Here is a 16,915-nt window from a genome sequence, read left to right as displayed (position 1 = left end):
TGATTAATACTACAAAATTTTAACAGCAACTACCTTTGCCTGTTTTTCTAAAAATGCAGCACAATTCTTCTGATAATAAATTATTTACTTCCGCATCATTTAAATCATAATAACTCCACGTACCTTTTGTTTCTTTTACAATTAAACCTGCATCTAATAAAATCTTTAAATGATAGGACAACTTAGATTGCGTCATTTCAAAAATCTCTGCTAAATCACATACACAAGTCTGGCCTCGCTGGCAAAGTTCATACATAATCTCTAAACGCTTTTGATCCGCTAATGCTTTAAATTTTTTCTCATAGAGCTGAAAATCTTGTGCCATTTTAGTCCCCTCTCCCTTCATCAAATTTTTTTGATGTTTATAGTATATATGTAGTTTAGCTCTTTATGCAACTAATTAATCAATTTTTTTTGATTAATATATTCTTCTCTTCTTTCCCTTAACAGAACTTTTAAGTTATCAAATTACAAAATGCCCTGCATAACAGGGCTATTTTGTAGAATTATGTATGTTTGTATTTGAAATCATACGAAATACTTTCACATAGAAAACTGCACTAACAAGGGTACAAAGTAATATAATTCCGAACACAACAATTGGAGATAGCCATGTAGAAAATACAATCATTATTGGTGCAATAAAACGCCCAATGGTAAATTGTAAATTAGATGCTGCCATATACTGTCCTCTAGAATTTTCAGGTGCATATTTACTGACGAAACTATGTACAACTGGCGAACGAATCAATTCCCCAATAGTTAATATTGCCATAAAGCCAAATAGTAGCCATATATTCGTTGTTAACCCTATTAAAAACATACCCATTCCAAATAATATATTAGAGACAATTAAAACGTTTCGGTCGCTCCAATTCTCAAAATATTTTGCAACAGGTAAAGAACATAAAACAAACAAAATGCCATTTAACCCCATCATCCATCCGAAAATTTCAGTATTACTCAAAGAGAATGAACCAGTACTCCATGAGAAAAGAGATTGAGTTGGTACAAATTCCTTTACATATAATGCAAGATAAAGATCTAGCTGCATGAAAGCTATCATAATCAAAACTCCCGCAAATATGTAAAGAGAGAAAATTTTATCACTAAAAATTTTCATATAATTATTCCATTGTTCTTTAAAGATTTTTGATATTGGATTGTTATCTCCATCATTTTTAGAAGCTTCGGGCAGCGTTTCTCTAATTATGAAATAGATTGCTATAAAATAAATAAATGTAACAATTGTACAAGTCCATAACAATTCACTTCGATAATGAAAGAAGAAAAATGAACCTAACACTGGTCCAAATACAGCACCAATATTATTTGCTGTAACAAAAGTGGCAAAGACCACCCTTCTATCCTTTTCTGGCACTATATCAGCTATCATTGCAGAACTTGCTGGACTGTATATTGCCCCGCTAATTCCAATACCGATATAGGCTAAATAATTAATCCAATGTGAATGAGATAAAGCAAAAACTGCAAACATTGCTACTTGTATGATTGTGCCTAATAGCATGACAGGTCGACGCCCTAATCGATCAGCTAAATATCCACCTAACAAATTACCTATTATGCCTACAAGAGGTATAATTGCCATTAAAATTCCGCCAATTGCTTTACCAAAAGCATCGCTATAGTATATTGCCATAAACGGAAAATACATCCAAAACAATGTATTGAACATAGTTTCGCCAATCAATCTAGTTTTTAAATTTTTGTCCCAAGATAACCATTTCAACGTAATACATCCCCTATTTTAACTTTTCAAATATTCACTATACATTCTATAAACTTTCAGTCCAAGGGAAATATAATAACATAAAGTGAATTTATTTTACAAATTAATATAGAAATATAAATTTTAATTACAACACATTCTCTAGTTATTATCCTTTAATGCAATTTGAACTCACAGATCACCGTTACTATTAAACTAGACTAGACCAGATTCAAGATATCACTAAAGAAATAAATGATTCATAAATAGAAAAGAACATTGATTTTTCAATGTTCTTTTCTATTATTTCTGCATATGAATTAGATTTATATTCGAAAAAGCGCCTTACCCCTGATTCCTCTGTGCCTCTCTAAACTCCTCCTTCACCTTCTCTAACAACCCTTCTTCCGTAATTAATCGATACGCCGTATTTGCTAATGCTTTTGCCGATGTAATTAATGCTTTATCTCCGAGTTCTGAACGTGCTGCTTCTCTAAATTCATTCGTATGTGCAATTAAATCATCTGGTCCGATTTTAATGTACGGATGAATTGTCGGTACGACTTGACTTACGTTTCCTGCGTCGGTTGAACCGATCCCTACTCTTTCTTTACGGTTTACATCTTCACCTAATAGTTCTAGTTCTTCCGCTACGATATCGTTATATGTTTTTGTTACGAGTAATTCATCGATTTCATTTTGGAATTGATGGATTTTTACTTTTGCACCTGTTGCTAACGCTGCTCCCTCAGCAATGTTTCTTACTTTTTCTGTTACTTCCGCGCATCTTTTTCGCGTTGCTGCACGGATGAAGAACCTTGCTGAGGCGTAGTCAGGAATAATGTTAGGTGCTTTTCCGCCTTCTGTAATAACGCCATGAATTTTCACATCTGACGGAAGTTGTTGGCGAAGTGCGTTAATACCGTTATAGAGCTGAATAACCGCATCTAATGCGTTAATTCCTTCTTCTGGTGAAGCTGCGGCGTGAGCTGTTTTTCCGTAAAAATGAAAATCAAGTGGATCGACTGCTAGTGAAGGGCTTGTTGTCGCTGTTTTTCCGCTCGGATGAATCATAAGTGCCGCATCAATGTCTTTAAATAAACCTGCCTTTACATAACTTGATTTCGCGCTACCGTTTGGCCCTCCTTCTTCAGCTGGTGTTCCAAACACGACAACTTCCCCGCCAATTTCTTCAAGCGTTTCTGATAATGCGATCGCTGCTGCAACGCTAATTGTGCCAATTAAATTGTGACCACACGCATGACCGAGTCCTGGTAAAGCGTCATACTCAGCTAAAAATGCGATTGCCGCTCCTTGTTTTCCAGAGCTTTTTCGCGCGATAAATCCCGTTTCATGTCCAGCTATATTGTGCTGCAGTTGAAATCCTGCACTACCCAGTAATAAACTTAACGTTCTTGATGCATAAAACTCTTGGTTACCAATCTCCGGATTCGCATGAATATCATGACTTGTGTCTATGTACTTTTCCTTATTTCTTTCGATACTCTCTTTAATTGTTTTTCTTTGTGACGCTACTCCTGTCGCTCCCATTGTTCTTCCTCCTTTTATTTTCACGTAAAAAAGCCTCTTTCTAAAAGATAGAAAGAGGCTTCTGTATATACAGTCAAAATGAGCTTCTTTCTTATCTTTCAAGTTACCTTGCTGGAATTGGCACAGTATTCATAACGAATCCGCTGCCGAGGTATCATAGGGCCAGTCCCTCCACCTCTCGTGATAAGAATTTTCATAAAATTATATTAAATTACATTCATTCTAAGTTCATTTCAAATAAAAGTCAAGGAATTCCTATCCGAATTTACCGAATATCTAAAAATCCTTTTAATACACCAATTGTTTCAGGTGCTTGCAGTCTTGCACATACGTACGGAAATTCCGTACTACCTTCAAACATCATTTGAGATGTAAGCGGTGCACCTGCCCAGAAGATTTCATCATCAATTACTAAGAATGGGAATGCTTTATTTTGTCTTTGTAACTTTACATTTTTCAGTGGAACTGGTCCATCACTATAAACTGTTATTTGCGCATTTGTACGCATTAACGCTTGCCATACTCGCTTATCCACTTGTTTTGTACTTGGAAGTGAAATAATAATTTTTCGTTTTGCGGCTAAAATATCTTTTAATAACCCTTTCGTTTCCTCAAGATTCATTTCCATAAACCAGCGTAAACGTTTCGAAATTTTCCGTTCCCACAATTGTCTTGATGTCGTGCGATCATACACATCTCCGTGACGTTCTATATGAGCTGTTAATTGTGATAATGCTTGTTTTCTCGAAAGGTTTTTACGCATATAATGGCAATCTGATAATTGAATGAACTTCCCTCTCGCCCTTGTCACTGCTACATTGACGAGGCGATGGTTTTTGTGATCAAAGAATAATACGCCAGGTCGTTCTTGCGGATAACTGTCAACCGTATCAAAGATCATCATATCTCTTTCAGAACCTTGGAACTTATGAACTGTTGCCGCTAATACTGGTATGTTTTGATATTTCGTTCTCTGCAACATTTCTCTAATACACGTCGATAAAAAGCGTGACTGCGCCCTGTAAGGTGTCACAACACCAATCGATTGAACACCATCTAACAATCCGATTAACATCATTTGCATTGCTACTAAACCAGACATAATGTTAAAACGTGAACCAGATGCAGCGTCTTTTAAAGAAAAGGCTCCCATTAAGCTCGTATCGAATAAAACACTCGCCTCATTTGCGAACGGCTGCAATTGCGCAAGTTCTTTACGCTCTGAAACAGACGGATGATCGTATACTCTATTTTTATAAATAAACGAATTCGTAAACTTCGATATATCCGCATGCATACGTCTTTGTTCCTGCAACATAAATAGGTTCGGATGTACTTCTGATTTATTAACAGACTCAACAATCCCAGCATGGTAAAACATATCTTCCCCGAGCCATTTGCGAACAAGTTCATGGTTCGCCATCGCAATTGGAGGTAATTGTAAAAAGTCGCCACAAACGACGATACGTTTTCCAAGTGAAGCAGCTAATGCGATTTGCGGAACATATGCCATACTCACTTCATCTACGACAACTAAATCAAATGTACGCTCATAAATCAGTGAATCAATGGCACATTTCGATAAAGTCGCGCCGATTACTTTCGCATTTTCAATGTATTCTTTTTCTACTTCTTTAATTTTTGCTTTTTGCTTTCGAAGGTCACTTTCAATCTCTTGTATACGCTTCTTATCAGCAGAAGTCGCTTTATGCGATAAAATCTTTTCGCGAAGATCTTGTCGTGTTTCTTCTAAATAGAGTCTTTCTTCTCCCCAAGATCCGTTCGTCGTTTCAACTAACTTCGACGCAAGTAACGTTTCATGATTTCGTATATGCTCATGCTGACTATAACCGTAACGAACAATTTCGCCAGGCGTCCATTTCTTTTTCTTTTCAATTTGTTTCGTTACTTCACTCATTAATACGTCTACTGCCGCATTACTATGGGCTAACACAAGTACCGACTTTCCTTTTTGATAATGCGCCGAAATAATACGTGATAAATTGTAAGACTTCCCTGTTCCAGGTGGTCCCCACACGTACGTCGTCGGATTGTAAAATGAACGATACGCCAATTCATTTTTTGGATTTTTCATCTTCTCAATATGTTTCGGACTGCTCGTCCCATCAACAAGACGCTTTATACGATTACGTTTCAGCTTATCTTTACGTGCTTCTTTCAATCGCTCTTGCAGCTGCTCTAAAAGCTGCCACGGTTCACTGTATAAAACAGCTTCTCGTATTTCACCTTGTATATAATCATTTAATTTCAATTCTATTTCTAATCCATGTACAGATAATACTTCTCCTGTCGCTTCCTCACCATCGAACTCAATTCGAATTGGTGAACCTTCAGGTAAGCTTACTTCCGAAATAAGCTGAAATACATATACTGTACTTTCATAATCTGTATATAAAAAACGACCGTTCATGATAGAAATTTTACTACCACCTATCGTTTTCCAATGCTTAATTTCATACGCTAATGCATAATGCCACTCTTTCATCGTTTCCGATAATGAAGGAGTTTGAGTAGGTGTATTCATCGTATAATCTCCTTCCTTCTCCCCAAACATACTTTCTCACTATACCATATAACACGCTAAAATTTGTAAGGTTTTTATCTTGCTTATTTTCTTAATTTTCAATAATATATTGTATATAATTTTCAGAAAGAAGGAATCTACATGTCAGTTAGAAGAATTGAACACGTCGGACTTATGGTCGCAAACTTAGAAACATCTATTTCATTTTATGAAGAAGTAGTTGGCTTACAGCTCATTAAACGTATGGGACACCCGAATCCAGACTTAAAACTCGCTTTTTTAGGTGTGGAAGAATCAAAGGAAACGATACTAGAACTCATTGAAGGTTATAACTCTTCTCTTCCGGCAGAAGGAAAAGTACATCACATTTGCTTTAAAGTAGATTCATTAGAGAATGAAATCGAAAGAATACAGAAACATAAAGTAACCTTTTTACTAGGAGAAGAAATCGAAACATTACCAGATGGAACACGTTACATATTCTTCGCTGGTCCTGATGGAGAATGGATTGAGTTTTTTGAAACCGAGAGATAAAGCAAACCTTTATTTTGCGGAATAGAAAAAGAGCCGGAATTACGGTCCTTGTTTTTAACCAGTAACAATGAAACATACCTCCAACCTAAGAATTTACCAAGATTAAAAATACAATCATTTTGTTAGGAGGAGAGAATGGGAAATACAGTCTTTATTCTTGTTTTTTGGATACTGATACTATTTCCATTCCTTTATGTCATCAAGATAAAGGATTGGAATATAAAAACAGCTGCCTTATTTGTTGGAAGGATTCTATTAAGCATTTTCTATTTCATAAATGGAATGGTATTAGGTCTGCAACGAAATTGGGTAGAACCTCCCTATGAAACAGAATGGGATTTCTTTGTAAAGTCTTTACTAAACGGAAAAACTGATGCACTTATACACTTGTTACTTCTAATTATTATCATTACTTTGGATCTATTCATTACATTTTATTATATTAATAAAAAGAAATAGGATATTCTCTCCTATTTCTTTTTTATGAGTAGCGCAATATCGCTATCAAACTAATGTTTTACGCTGCCCCTAAACAATAATTTTTAACATTTTTACTCTGGGGGTGTCAATTTTACTATTTTTGGGGTATTTTTTTTACTAGCTTGATGGACATGGGGTTGATTTATTTTCTTAGGCTGATAGGCATGTGGTCCTATCCCATTGCTATTAAGGTAAGAATTTAAGTGTAATATCATTTAAGGTAATACTTAAGATACAAATAAAATATCTTTTCCATGTCGCACTGTTTTATTGAAGTCTATCCCGAGTTGTAGCTAGTTCAATGCGACTGTAAATTCGGAGTTCGGTGCGCCAGCAAATACAACCGTTCCGTTTTCTGGTAGTTTCACTTTGTTATTATCACTAACGACGGTAAAATTGACGCATACTCCATTCTCATCATACACCGCGAATGAACTTCCTGATGACAACTCCACATTCATCGTTTTCCCTGCTGCCTCTTGCGGGACCGTAAACCATTTCGCATGCCCATTTTTTTGCAATGTAACTTTCGATAATTGACCTGTATCAAGGGGTTTTACGTTAGATTCACTGACGTATAAAAAGCTGGACATCTCCATATATTCAGTACCATCCTCTGTATAGAAATGGGCTTCCTTTGTATCCCGCCCATTCATCACAGGAATTTGAATTTGATGCGTCGCCGTATTCGGACCTGTAATTTTTTTGCCGTCCCAATATCCATCCTTGATCGTAATTTGTGTGTTAAGAGGCATTAGTTGTCCTAGATAGTTCATAGAATTAAATTTTTCGTTAACGAGATAGAACTTGCCACCCTCGCGCTTCGCCCATGCAGCAGCTGTTTTCTTCGGTAACACATTGTTTTCTAATTTCTGGGCTAAATAGTGAGTCAGCACATTTTGCCCCAATCCCGGTGATAATTCATATGTGCTCTCTCTCAAATAAACTTTTCCATTCTTCTCTGTGACGAAGTTAAGCTTGGAAGTACCCTTCTCATTTATAAAGCTCCCATCCGCCGTATATACATATTTTTCTTCCGGTTTAGTTGGTAGAAACAGTTCTCCCTTCTTCGTAATTTCTATTTTGAAATGGCTATAGCTATTTCCATAAAATCCTGCTTTTTTTACCACGTCTTGAGGCACTTTAGCCTTGTCGGGCTTGCTGAAGGATTTATCTGGCTTTATATCCTTAATTGTCCCTTTCTCTTTAAGCCTAGCTAGCAGTAATTTATTTGCCAACAGTTGATTTGTCATGCTGCTGCCGCCGGAGGACAATACAGCTGCTGCCATCTTCTGTTCTGGAAGCACGACCAATGTAGCATGTTGCAGTATCGTATCCCCACCCTTAGTCAACGCTTTTATCCCATATTCACTGAATGGGTATAGTTTCACACTATCCCAGCCAAGTCCATAGTTGAACACATTTCCGCTATCTTCCGGCCACATTCCTTTTTTATATTCTTCTTGTTCCATCGCCTTGACTGCTTTATTAGAGAGAATTTCTTTCCCCTGTCCCATAAATATTTGTGAGAATCGCACCACATCTTCTGCAGTAGAAGAGATTCCTCCCGTACCAATTAGATTCACCATTTCACTTGCTAGCTGTCCCTGGTATGTCGGAGAATACAGTCCAGCCCGCTTTTCGTCTTCCGATTTGTCTTGCGATGTTATCGTATGATTCAGTTTTAATGGCTCTGTAAACTTTTGATGTAGAAATTCAGTAAAACTCATACCGCTGACTCTTTCTACCAAGATCTCAGCCAGTGTAAAACCGTCATTACAGTATACTGAGAACGCACCAGGGTCTGCCTTCAAGTTTTGGTTGGACAATTGTTGCAACAAGATATCATGGGCATAAGCATCATTATCTTTAAATAAAAATGCATTATTGAACGTCGAACCTTGCAAACCCGAGGAGTGATTCAACAGCATACGCGGTGTAATACGCTTATATCGTTTATCTTTCATTTTGAAATCAGGAATATAGCGGGCAACAGGAGCATCCAAATCAACTTTTCCTTCGTCTACCAGTTTCATAACAGCCGCAGCTGTATATACTTTACTGGTTGAACCAATTCCATATAGAGTATCTTTAGTTAGTGGCTCTTTCCCTTCTATGTCGTTCTTACCTGTCTGACCCGACAAAATAAGTTTACCATTATCAATCAGCGCATACTGTACACTAGTCGTCTCATAGGACTTCGTGAGCAGTGCAGCGTTCTCTGCAGCAATCTTCTCCAAATCTTTGCTAGCAACTTCTTGGCTAGATACAACCGGAGTCTTACTGCTAGAAGACGCTATCGCTCCTGTTGGTAGACTCATCGTTAGAGCTAAGGTAGCGGCTAACACTCCAGATAATTTATTTTCCATAAGAAAAATTCCTCCTTAGATAAATGATCGATTTCATCTTTTATTTGTTCAATTACAAACATCACATAAACTACTATTCTGGCTTTATCCCTACTGTTGTAACAAACGGTAAAACCTCTCTTTTTCACATGTATGTTAGTACCATAAATGATTTTTTTATTTAGAATGTGCTTGTTACTAGTTTGGTTTTCGTATGAATAAACCCTATTTATCCTCCCTCTTTTGTGCTTCTCTATATTTGTATCCTACATAATAAAAATTTCTTTTTTCTTATCCATTTCTTACAATTTTCTTACGTTCAAATCACTTCTATAATTAGGTAGATTTTATTTTAAAATCTCCAGGATAATAAATGCTTATATAATCCCACAATTTCATAGAAGTTGGATTCATAACCCTGCGCCAAATCATCATGCACATCTCTCATATTTCCTTGGATGCCTCCCTCAACCTTTACAACAGCTCCAACTGGCATCAACACTTCTTCACATTCTTATAAGTGGAAGTCATTATTTCATATTCATCATTGTAAAAAGATAAAACGAGAACTGAAACACCCCCTAATATAATTGACGTTGTATGAGCTTAGATTGATAGCGACGGGGTACCGCCAGTATTTCGGAAAAAACCACACTAAGGGTATACAAGGTTTTATACAGTTTTTCAGTTAATCCAATAACAGACAAGAACCCTAAAACCGCACCAGGATAGGAAAGTATAAAAAATGCATAGATTCATAGAACAAAAAAAAGACGATTCCCTTGTAAAATTAGGGAACCGTCTTTTTCTTCGCTATCGATAACAAAAATCAAGTACGTAATATTTTATTTGTCGATATTTTTTCAATCTTCATTATCGATTTCTATTGTACCCGTTCTAGCACTAACCTTTAAAATACTTAACAGATTATTAGGTGTCTTAATTTCCACTTCATATTCAAATTTTGATTGTGCTAAGTTGTCATCTTCTAATTCAAATTCTTTTTTCACATTAATAATTTCTCCATTTGTATGAGCTAAAGAAATTTCACGAACTTGTTTCTCTGTGTAGTTTTCATTCTTTTTTGCATAATTGTAACCCATACCATAATATCCACCAATAATAGCAATACCACTTACTAAAATAGCAATTACACTTATAATTATTTTCTTTTTATGTTTTAACATTTTCATCCACTCCTTATTGATTAATCCTCTATTCCAAATCTTGCTTCAAGTGCCTTTTCTGCTTGTTCTAATTGATCTTCCAGTATATCGTATTCTTTTTCTTGCGCTTTATATTGTTCAATCGTTATCGTTCCAGCGTGATAATCTGCTTCTAGCCGATTATCAGATAGATCTATCTTGTCATCCAATTGGTCAATTTCTTTTTTTACTGCTAAGTACGTATTTAATTTTTCTTCTTTTGCTCCAACCGGTTTCGTGTTATTGGCCTTTTCTACAATAGATGTGACTTCGTTTTTGAAATCTTGTGTTTGCTTCGTATCATTCGTAGCGGGCCCTATTTTGTTTGGTTCTTGTTGTAGTTGAGCAACTTCTTTTTGTAATTTATCATTTTCCACTTTCAGTTGTTGCACTTCTGTATTGTTATCAGCTTGAGTAGAACAAGCTGTTAACAATAAACAAGATATCGCTCCAATCAGCATCCATTTTCGCATTCTGTTTTCCTCCCTTTACATGTGCACCTTATCCTTGCCTTTATATTACTGAACAAACATTAAAGGAAGATTAATGTACAAAAAATAAAGTGAAGACTTTTACGGGTAGCCCGACTTCCCCTAACTCCCTCGCATTCGCCGAATTTTGAAGGAGGAGTCTTACTGTCCGTTAATGCTGGATAAAATGATATAATTAAATCGTTTCTAATCTTTCTTTAATATTTTTGAATTATAGTGATACATATTAATAAGAAGAAAAGGAGAATGTTAATGCGAGTTCTTATTGTCGAAGATGAACAAGACTTACAAAATATATTGGTAAAACGATTAAATGCAGAACATTATAGTGTCGATGCATGTGGGAATGGAGAAGATGCCTTGGATTATATAAACATGGCTACCTACGATTTGATTGTCCTTGACATTATGATTCCCGGAATAGATGGTTTACACGTCTTACAAAGATTACGCGGGGACAATAATGAGACTCCTGTCTTGCTTCTTACAGCTAAAGATACAATTGATGATCGTGTAACAGGACTCGACTTAGGTGCGGATGATTATTTAGTGAAGCCGTTTGCTTTTGACGAACTGTTAGCAAGAATTCGAGTGTTAATGCGAAGAAAAACAGGAAATACATCTAATGTGTTTGAAATCGCTGACCTAGTGGTAGATTGCAATATGCATAAAGTAACACGAGGAGACCAAGTTACCACTCTTTCCAGTAAGGAATTTGCTATTTTAGAATATATGATTCGTAATAAAGAAGTTGTGTTGACACGAGATAAAATTGAGCAACATGTGTGGAATTACGATTATGAAGGTGGCTCGAATATTATTGATGTTTACGTCCGCTATCTTCGTAAAAAAATTGATAGCCAGTTTGAAACGAAGTTAATTCATACAGTGCGAGGAACTGGTTACGTATTGCGAGTAGAATCATGAAAAGACTATCTATAAAAATGAGAGTAACCCTGTGGTATACGGGGCTAATTGTAATTATTATGGCACTCGTGTTAGCTTTTATTTTAACTTCTTCAGATAAAGTTTTGCTTTTTAATATGAAAGATAAATTGAAGAGCACAGTAAAAGAAAGCATGGAAGATATCGAATATAAGCATGGACACTTAAAGATGGACGATGATTTTGAAGCCTTAGAAGATGGCGTAAATATAAGTATTTATAATAAACAAGGTGAGCTGCTAGCAGGAAATAGTCCTACAAACTTTAATAAAAAGGTATCGCTTAAATCCGATGAAATACAAACCATTAAAGACGGTAATAAAGAATGGATTGTATATGATTTTCTCCATAATGCAGGCGACGATGAGCAAGTCTGGATTCGTGGAATAATGACCATGAACCAATTATCTTCAACGATGAATACACTTATTGTCATAACACTCATCTCATTCCCATTACTTATTCTCATTGCGGCAGCGGGAGGATATTTTATTACGCAAAGAGCGTTTCGACCTGTGCAACAAATGAGTGATTCAGCTAGTAAAATTGGTGATGGTAAAGACCTTTCGAAGAGAATTAATTTACAAGGTTCACCGAAAGACGAAATGTATCATTTAGCACAAACCTTTGACAAAATGTTTGAGCGATTGGAGACATCATTTGAAAGTGAAAAACAATTTACATCTGACGCATCTCATGAATTAAGAACACCAACATCTGTTATTATTTCACAATGCGAATACGCTTTATCGCAGAAGAATAATCCGAAAGAAATGGAAGAATCGTTAGAAGTAATTTTAAAGCAATCACGTAAAATATCCACTCTAATCTCACAACTTTTATTATTAGCAAGAGCTGACCAAGGAAACCATAATACTTTCCAATTTGAATGTATCAATATGAGTGAATTAACGGAAATCGTTGTAGAAGAACTTTCATTAATGGTTCAAGAAGCTTCGGTTGAAATAACAACCAATATAGAGAAAGACCTATTTATTAAAGCCGATCAAACATTGATGATGCGTTTATTAATGAATTTACTAACGAATGCGATTGCTTATAGCAAAGCGAGTGGAACTGTGAATATGCAACTATTCCGTGATGAAACCAACATAATAGGTAAAGTCTCCGATAATGGCATCGGCATCAGCGAGCAACATATTACTAAAATATGGGACCGCTTCTATCGAGTTGATGCAGCACGCACATCTTCAAACATCGGAAACACAGGTTTAGGATTGTCGATGGTAAAATGGATTGTCGAACTACACGGAGGAGAAATTACAGTTGAAAGTGAATTAGGAGAAGGCAGTACTTTTACATTTAAACTACCAATTGAAAAAAGAGCATAATTCATGCGCGTCTGTCGCTTCAAAATAAAGATTGATATTTAAAGGCTCTCTACAATCCTTATGTAAAAATAACTGACGCATTTTAAACATCATCGATTTTATCATTTTGGACAACCTATTCTGTTAAATTGATATACATGCGAAAAAACTATCGAAATAAAACCCCAGAAATCCAACGGTCTCTGGGGCTCCATTATATATTTAGCTCTTTTTGCTTTTTGTTTTGTTTATGTCTATACAGCAATTTTCGGCTTATTAGAGAAATCACTAATAAGGTCAGAATTAATAAGATAAGTTGCATAAATGATAGATCAAAATATTTAGCACCTGTAACGATTAAAAGTGTAGAAATTGTGCCTTTTACAACGAAAAAAATAATAACCCATAATCCGCCTTTTTTCCAGTTCATTTTATATTACCCTTTCTTACATTTAAATTCTTAAAAGATTTAATGATAGTTCTTAAATGTGACAACTTAATAGAAATCTATTATATTAACAAAAAATTCATGTCTAATTAAATGCGACGATTCTATATTAAGTGAAAATGATATTCATTGTCAATTTTATTGACTATTTGAATACTTATTCTTAATCTCTTCCTACTTTGTTTCTTATAAGCAATACACTCTTGTATTCAAACAAAAACACCTCCATTGCATTTGCACACTTAGTATGCGAATGCAAGAGGTGTTTTTTCATATACCATCAGGTAAGATTTCCTGCTTTGTTTATTTCTTGATACGTAGCTATTTTTTAGTACACGATAACTGGATCATAAGTGTTCAAACTATCATATACAGTTTTTGCAACATTAGGAAGAAGGTTCACACATCCACCTGATCCTCCTGTTAAATAAGCGTTATTTCCCCAGTCTTTTCGCCAGCCAGCATCGTGGAATCCTTGACCACTATTTGTGAATGGAACCCAGTAATCTACTTTAACCGCATAATCAGCTTTTCCTACTGCGCTACCTCTTAGCGTGTATGGTGTTCGTTTATATAGAACGTACCACACACCTGGTGATGTATCTTCACCAGTACTATGTTTACCAGTTACTACATTTGTTGTAACAACTAATTTTCCATCTTTGTAAATCCAAATTTGTTGCTCTGCAATTGAAACTTCTGCATACGTGTCTCCGATGCCATTATTCGATGTTGTTTTATAACCGATACCTTCCTTCTCCCAACCATTTCCGTGAATATTAGAAGCAGAAAGCGATTTTTCGCCTTTCTCAAAGGCTTGTTGAACTTGTTTAGTTTCTTTTTCAACATCTAGTGCCCAGCCGTATCCTTGTCCTTTTACTGATATGACTGAACCGGAATGAGTTTTAAATGAGAAATCTTTATTTAATGTTGATTTGGCATTATTAATTTCAGTAATTTTCTTCTTAATGTCACTCGCATCAATTGTAACTTTCATATCCTTTGACATAGAGGCATTTTGAATTAAATCTTTCGCTTTTAAAGGATAAACTTCATCCTGCACTTTATACTCAACAGACTGCCCAAGAAGATTCTGTAGTGCTTTCTCCTCTTTTTTGACAATCGGATCGTCTTCTTTAATAGGTTTTATGTATGCAGACTTCAGATGAATTTCGCTTTTATATTTTTGCTTATCATAATCTTTCAGTAGACTAGTAACATCATACTGTTTTCCTTCCACACTTTTCGAAATAACAATTTTCCCTTGTTCTAGCTTCGCCATAGCATCTTGAGGCGCTTTTAATTTCTCATTCATAGAGATGAGCTTTTCTTCCACAAGTTTTTTCATCGTTTCACTACGATACTGATCTGCCTTCTCTGGTAGCAATGAATAATTTTTCCCCTTTGAAGAAGGGAAAAATGTCCACTGGCTTTTTAATAGTTTCTTAATTTGAGGCAAATCTTTTTCCGTAAGTTCCGTTTTTGTATCTTTTTCATCTAAAATTTGTTGTTGATCAACATAGACTTTGTTTGCTAGTCCAGATGTCTTTAATTTTTGTATTGCTTGATCAGCGCTCAGACCACCAACTTTTGTGTCATTAATTGTAACATTCGAATTGAAGTGAGTTGCCTGGTAATAACTCATTCCCCCAATAAGAAGTGCAATTACACCAATACCCGCTGCGATAAACTTCCAATTTGTATAACGTTTGTTTGATCTTACTCGTTTTTGATCAATTTCTTCAACTGATTCATTTGTTGTATTGTTGTTCATCAATCTTTCCCCCGTATGTATTAACGTCAAACGATTTTCAATTAAAATCATAGACTAGTGTACCTTATTTTTCCTAAAATTTCATTATTTCCGACCACATTTTATCGCAATTTAATGATTAAATTTAGATTTTTTAATAGTACGATGCATTGCACAGCCCTTTACAAGTTATAAAATGAAATTTCAATCAACCGTTATACCAAGGGAATTAACTACATCTTCTTTGGAAAACTTTTTCTCTTTACGTAAAATACGAATTATATTATCCGTTTTATGAACATCACCTCCTAATTTTGTCAAAAAAAAACGATAGTCCTTCTATCTAAAATGTAGAAGGACTATCGTTTTTTCAGTTAGAGTATTTGTATAATCGTTTAACTTTTTATTTCCTGAAGGTCAAACTTGATGAAGATGATGAAATTTCATCTCATAGCCTTTAAATGAAAACATTATGTTTTTTATGGCAACCAAGTTTATTTTCTTAGCTTGATGTCCCCCACATATCCAGCAACCTAAGATTAAGTAAGAGTCTGTTCAACTAGATTTTTTCTAATATTTTTAGGAGCATCTTATTTCACCTTGTCATATTTCACTAATTAAATTTAAAACACATCCATATGCTATTTAGTAAAATTTACGATTCGAGACGTAATTATTGCAGTAATCAAGATAATAATAGCGGTTATCAAGCCAGATTCTCCAATCCAAATCTCAGTTTGATATCCTGTACTTGCACGTGCGAAAGGTCCTTGGATAATGGCGTTCCAAGTGGTATGAATGATAACCGAAGGCCAAACGCTACCTGTGATAAGTCGTAAATAAGCTGTAATGTAACTGAATGGCACAATACATAAATAAATGCCAAGTACTGAGAGAAAGACAGATGATCCTTCTACATACAGACCAGCGATAACAATTGGAACATGCCACGTTGCCCAAATCAATCCACTAATAAGGATGGGGCGTGAAAACTCTGCATCGATTAGCCTTATAAGCATGTAACCTCGCCACCCCATTTCTTCTCCAAAAACTGGGATTAAGTTAAGCAAACTTCCTAAAATGCCGCTCAATACTACTAGATAAATGAAACTGAATGGTGCCGTTACATACTGAAGTCCAAGTATATTGTAGATCGGTTCTAACATACCACCTTCGGGATGCTGAAACCCCGCAATTCCGCTCAACCAGGCTATAGAATAAGTAATTCCACAAATAATCATAGGTATTAGCAGAGCAAAACCAATCCCCTTCCATACCTTTAAGTTACCGAGACTAAAAGATACATCTTTAAACCCTTCTTTCAGTATTATGCGAGTCAAAATAGAAGAAAATGCTGGGGTAAACATATATACCACAATAAGCGGCATACTGTTAGTAACCATTACTACTACATTTAGGATAATGGAAGTAATGGTTAAGATACTTAGAAAGAGTTGAAGTCCTATTTTAGCACGTTGGATTTTATCTTTATTATGGAATGCTTCTCCGTGTAACAACATTGTAATCCGCCCTTCCCCTTTTATTCATTTGTTTA

The 16,915-nt window shown here is 35.5% G+C and carries 15 protein-coding genes and 1 riboswitch; of the genes, 4 read left to right on the top strand and 11 right to left on the bottom strand.

From position 1 onward, the window contains the following. Window positions 1-19 precede the first annotated feature (19 nt). From arsR to ACTFRH_RS12930, 4 genes are all read right to left on the bottom strand, one after another. Window positions 20-325 carry an arsenical resistance operon transcriptional regulator ArsR gene (arsR, locus tag ACTFRH_RS12945; RefSeq protein WP_000046013.1) on the bottom strand — a complete coding sequence of 102 codons (306 nt, stop codon included), beginning with the start codon at window positions 323-325 and terminating at the stop codon, window positions 20-22. Between the two features lie 168 nt (window positions 326-493). Continuing rightward, window positions 494-1,750 carry an MDR family MFS transporter gene (locus ACTFRH_RS12940; RefSeq protein WP_000871746.1) on the bottom strand — a complete coding sequence of 419 codons (1,257 nt, stop codon included), beginning with the start codon at window positions 1,748-1,750 and terminating at the stop codon, window positions 494-496. A 324-nt stretch (window positions 1,751-2,074) separates the two neighbouring features. Further along, complete coding sequence (locus ACTFRH_RS12935; RefSeq protein ID WP_000501359.1) at window positions 2,075-3,280, bottom strand: M20 family metallopeptidase; 1,206 nt, start codon at window positions 3,278-3,280, stop codon at window positions 2,075-2,077. A gap of 88 nt (window positions 3,281-3,368) precedes the next feature. Beyond that, a riboswitch (SAM riboswitch) is annotated at window positions 3,369-3,470 on the bottom strand. Window positions 3,471-3,545: 75 nt separating this feature from the next. After that, window positions 3,546-5,855 (bottom strand): AAA domain-containing protein, encoded by a 2,310-nt coding sequence (locus tag ACTFRH_RS12930; protein WP_003301829.1) that lies wholly within the window; start codon window positions 5,853-5,855, stop codon window positions 3,546-3,548. A 111-nt stretch (window positions 5,856-5,966) separates the two neighbouring features. On the opposite strand from ACTFRH_RS12930, the gene ACTFRH_RS12925 reads away from it, so the two are divergent. Continuing rightward, the gene (locus ACTFRH_RS12925) at window positions 5,967-6,359 is read left to right on the top strand and encodes a VOC family protein (RefSeq protein WP_000116337.1); all 393 of its coding nucleotides are present in this window, start codon (window positions 5,967-5,969) and stop codon (window positions 6,357-6,359) included. 135 nt (window positions 6,360-6,494) lie between these two features. Next, complete coding sequence (locus ACTFRH_RS12920; protein WP_000528639.1) at window positions 6,495-6,818, top strand: hypothetical protein; 324 nt, start codon at window positions 6,495-6,497, stop codon at window positions 6,816-6,818. A 314-nt stretch (window positions 6,819-7,132) separates the two neighbouring features. On the opposite strand, the gene ACTFRH_RS12915 is transcribed toward ACTFRH_RS12920, so the two are convergent. From ACTFRH_RS12915 to ACTFRH_RS12900, 4 genes are all read right to left on the bottom strand, one after another. Then, complete coding sequence (locus ACTFRH_RS12915) at window positions 7,133-9,208, bottom strand: serine hydrolase domain-containing protein (protein WP_000428440.1); 2,076 nt, start codon at window positions 9,206-9,208, stop codon at window positions 7,133-7,135. 331 nt (window positions 9,209-9,539) lie between these two features. Further along, window positions 9,540-9,683: a hypothetical protein gene (locus tag ACTFRH_RS12910; RefSeq protein ID WP_001143924.1), complete on the bottom strand. Its 144-nt coding sequence runs from the start codon at window positions 9,681-9,683 to the stop codon at window positions 9,540-9,542. A gap of 367 nt (window positions 9,684-10,050) precedes the next feature. Beyond that, complete coding sequence (locus ACTFRH_RS12905; RefSeq protein WP_000912127.1) at window positions 10,051-10,374, bottom strand: PepSY domain-containing protein; 324 nt, start codon at window positions 10,372-10,374, stop codon at window positions 10,051-10,053. Between the two features lie 20 nt (window positions 10,375-10,394). Continuing rightward, window positions 10,395-10,865 carry a hypothetical protein gene (locus ACTFRH_RS12900; protein WP_001233654.1) on the bottom strand — a complete coding sequence of 157 codons (471 nt, stop codon included), beginning with the start codon at window positions 10,863-10,865 and terminating at the stop codon, window positions 10,395-10,397. A gap of 270 nt (window positions 10,866-11,135) precedes the next feature. Here ACTFRH_RS12900 and ACTFRH_RS12895 point away from each other — a divergent pair, with 270 nt between their 5' ends. Further along, the gene (locus ACTFRH_RS12895) at window positions 11,136-11,810 is read left to right on the top strand and encodes a response regulator transcription factor (RefSeq protein WP_001264518.1); all 675 of its coding nucleotides are present in this window, start codon (window positions 11,136-11,138) and stop codon (window positions 11,808-11,810) included. Beyond that, window positions 11,807-13,180: a sensor histidine kinase gene (locus ACTFRH_RS12890; RefSeq protein WP_033703031.1), complete on the top strand. Its 1,374-nt coding sequence runs from the start codon at window positions 11,807-11,809 to the stop codon at window positions 13,178-13,180. Before ACTFRH_RS12895 ends, ACTFRH_RS12890 begins: the two co-directional genes overlap by 4 nt. 193 nt (window positions 13,181-13,373) lie before the next feature. Here the strand turns inward: ACTFRH_RS12890 and ACTFRH_RS12885 are convergent, their stop codons facing one another. From ACTFRH_RS12885 to ACTFRH_RS12875, 3 genes are all read right to left on the bottom strand, one after another. After that, the gene (locus ACTFRH_RS12885; RefSeq protein ID WP_001104104.1) at window positions 13,374-13,589 is read right to left on the bottom strand and encodes a hypothetical protein; all 216 of its coding nucleotides are present in this window, start codon (window positions 13,587-13,589) and stop codon (window positions 13,374-13,376) included. A gap of 346 nt (window positions 13,590-13,935) precedes the next feature. After that, entirely contained in the window at window positions 13,936-15,381 is a 1,446-nt protein-coding gene (locus ACTFRH_RS12880; RefSeq protein WP_001064078.1) for a L,D-transpeptidase family protein, read from the bottom strand. A 620-nt stretch (window positions 15,382-16,001) separates the two neighbouring features. Further along, entirely contained in the window at window positions 16,002-16,880 is an 879-nt protein-coding gene (locus tag ACTFRH_RS12875; RefSeq protein ID WP_000924284.1) for a CPBP family intramembrane glutamic endopeptidase, read from the bottom strand. Window positions 16,881-16,915 lie beyond the last annotated feature (35 nt).

The organism is Bacillus cereus group sp. MYBK216-1 (assembly GCF_051916495.1).
GTDB classification, from domain to species: Bacteria; Bacillota; Bacilli; order Bacillales; family Bacillaceae_G; genus Bacillus_A; species Bacillus_A thuringiensis_K.
The sequence above is the reverse complement of the archived record's forward strand: the minus strand, read 5'-3'. Positions and strand labels throughout refer to the sequence as shown.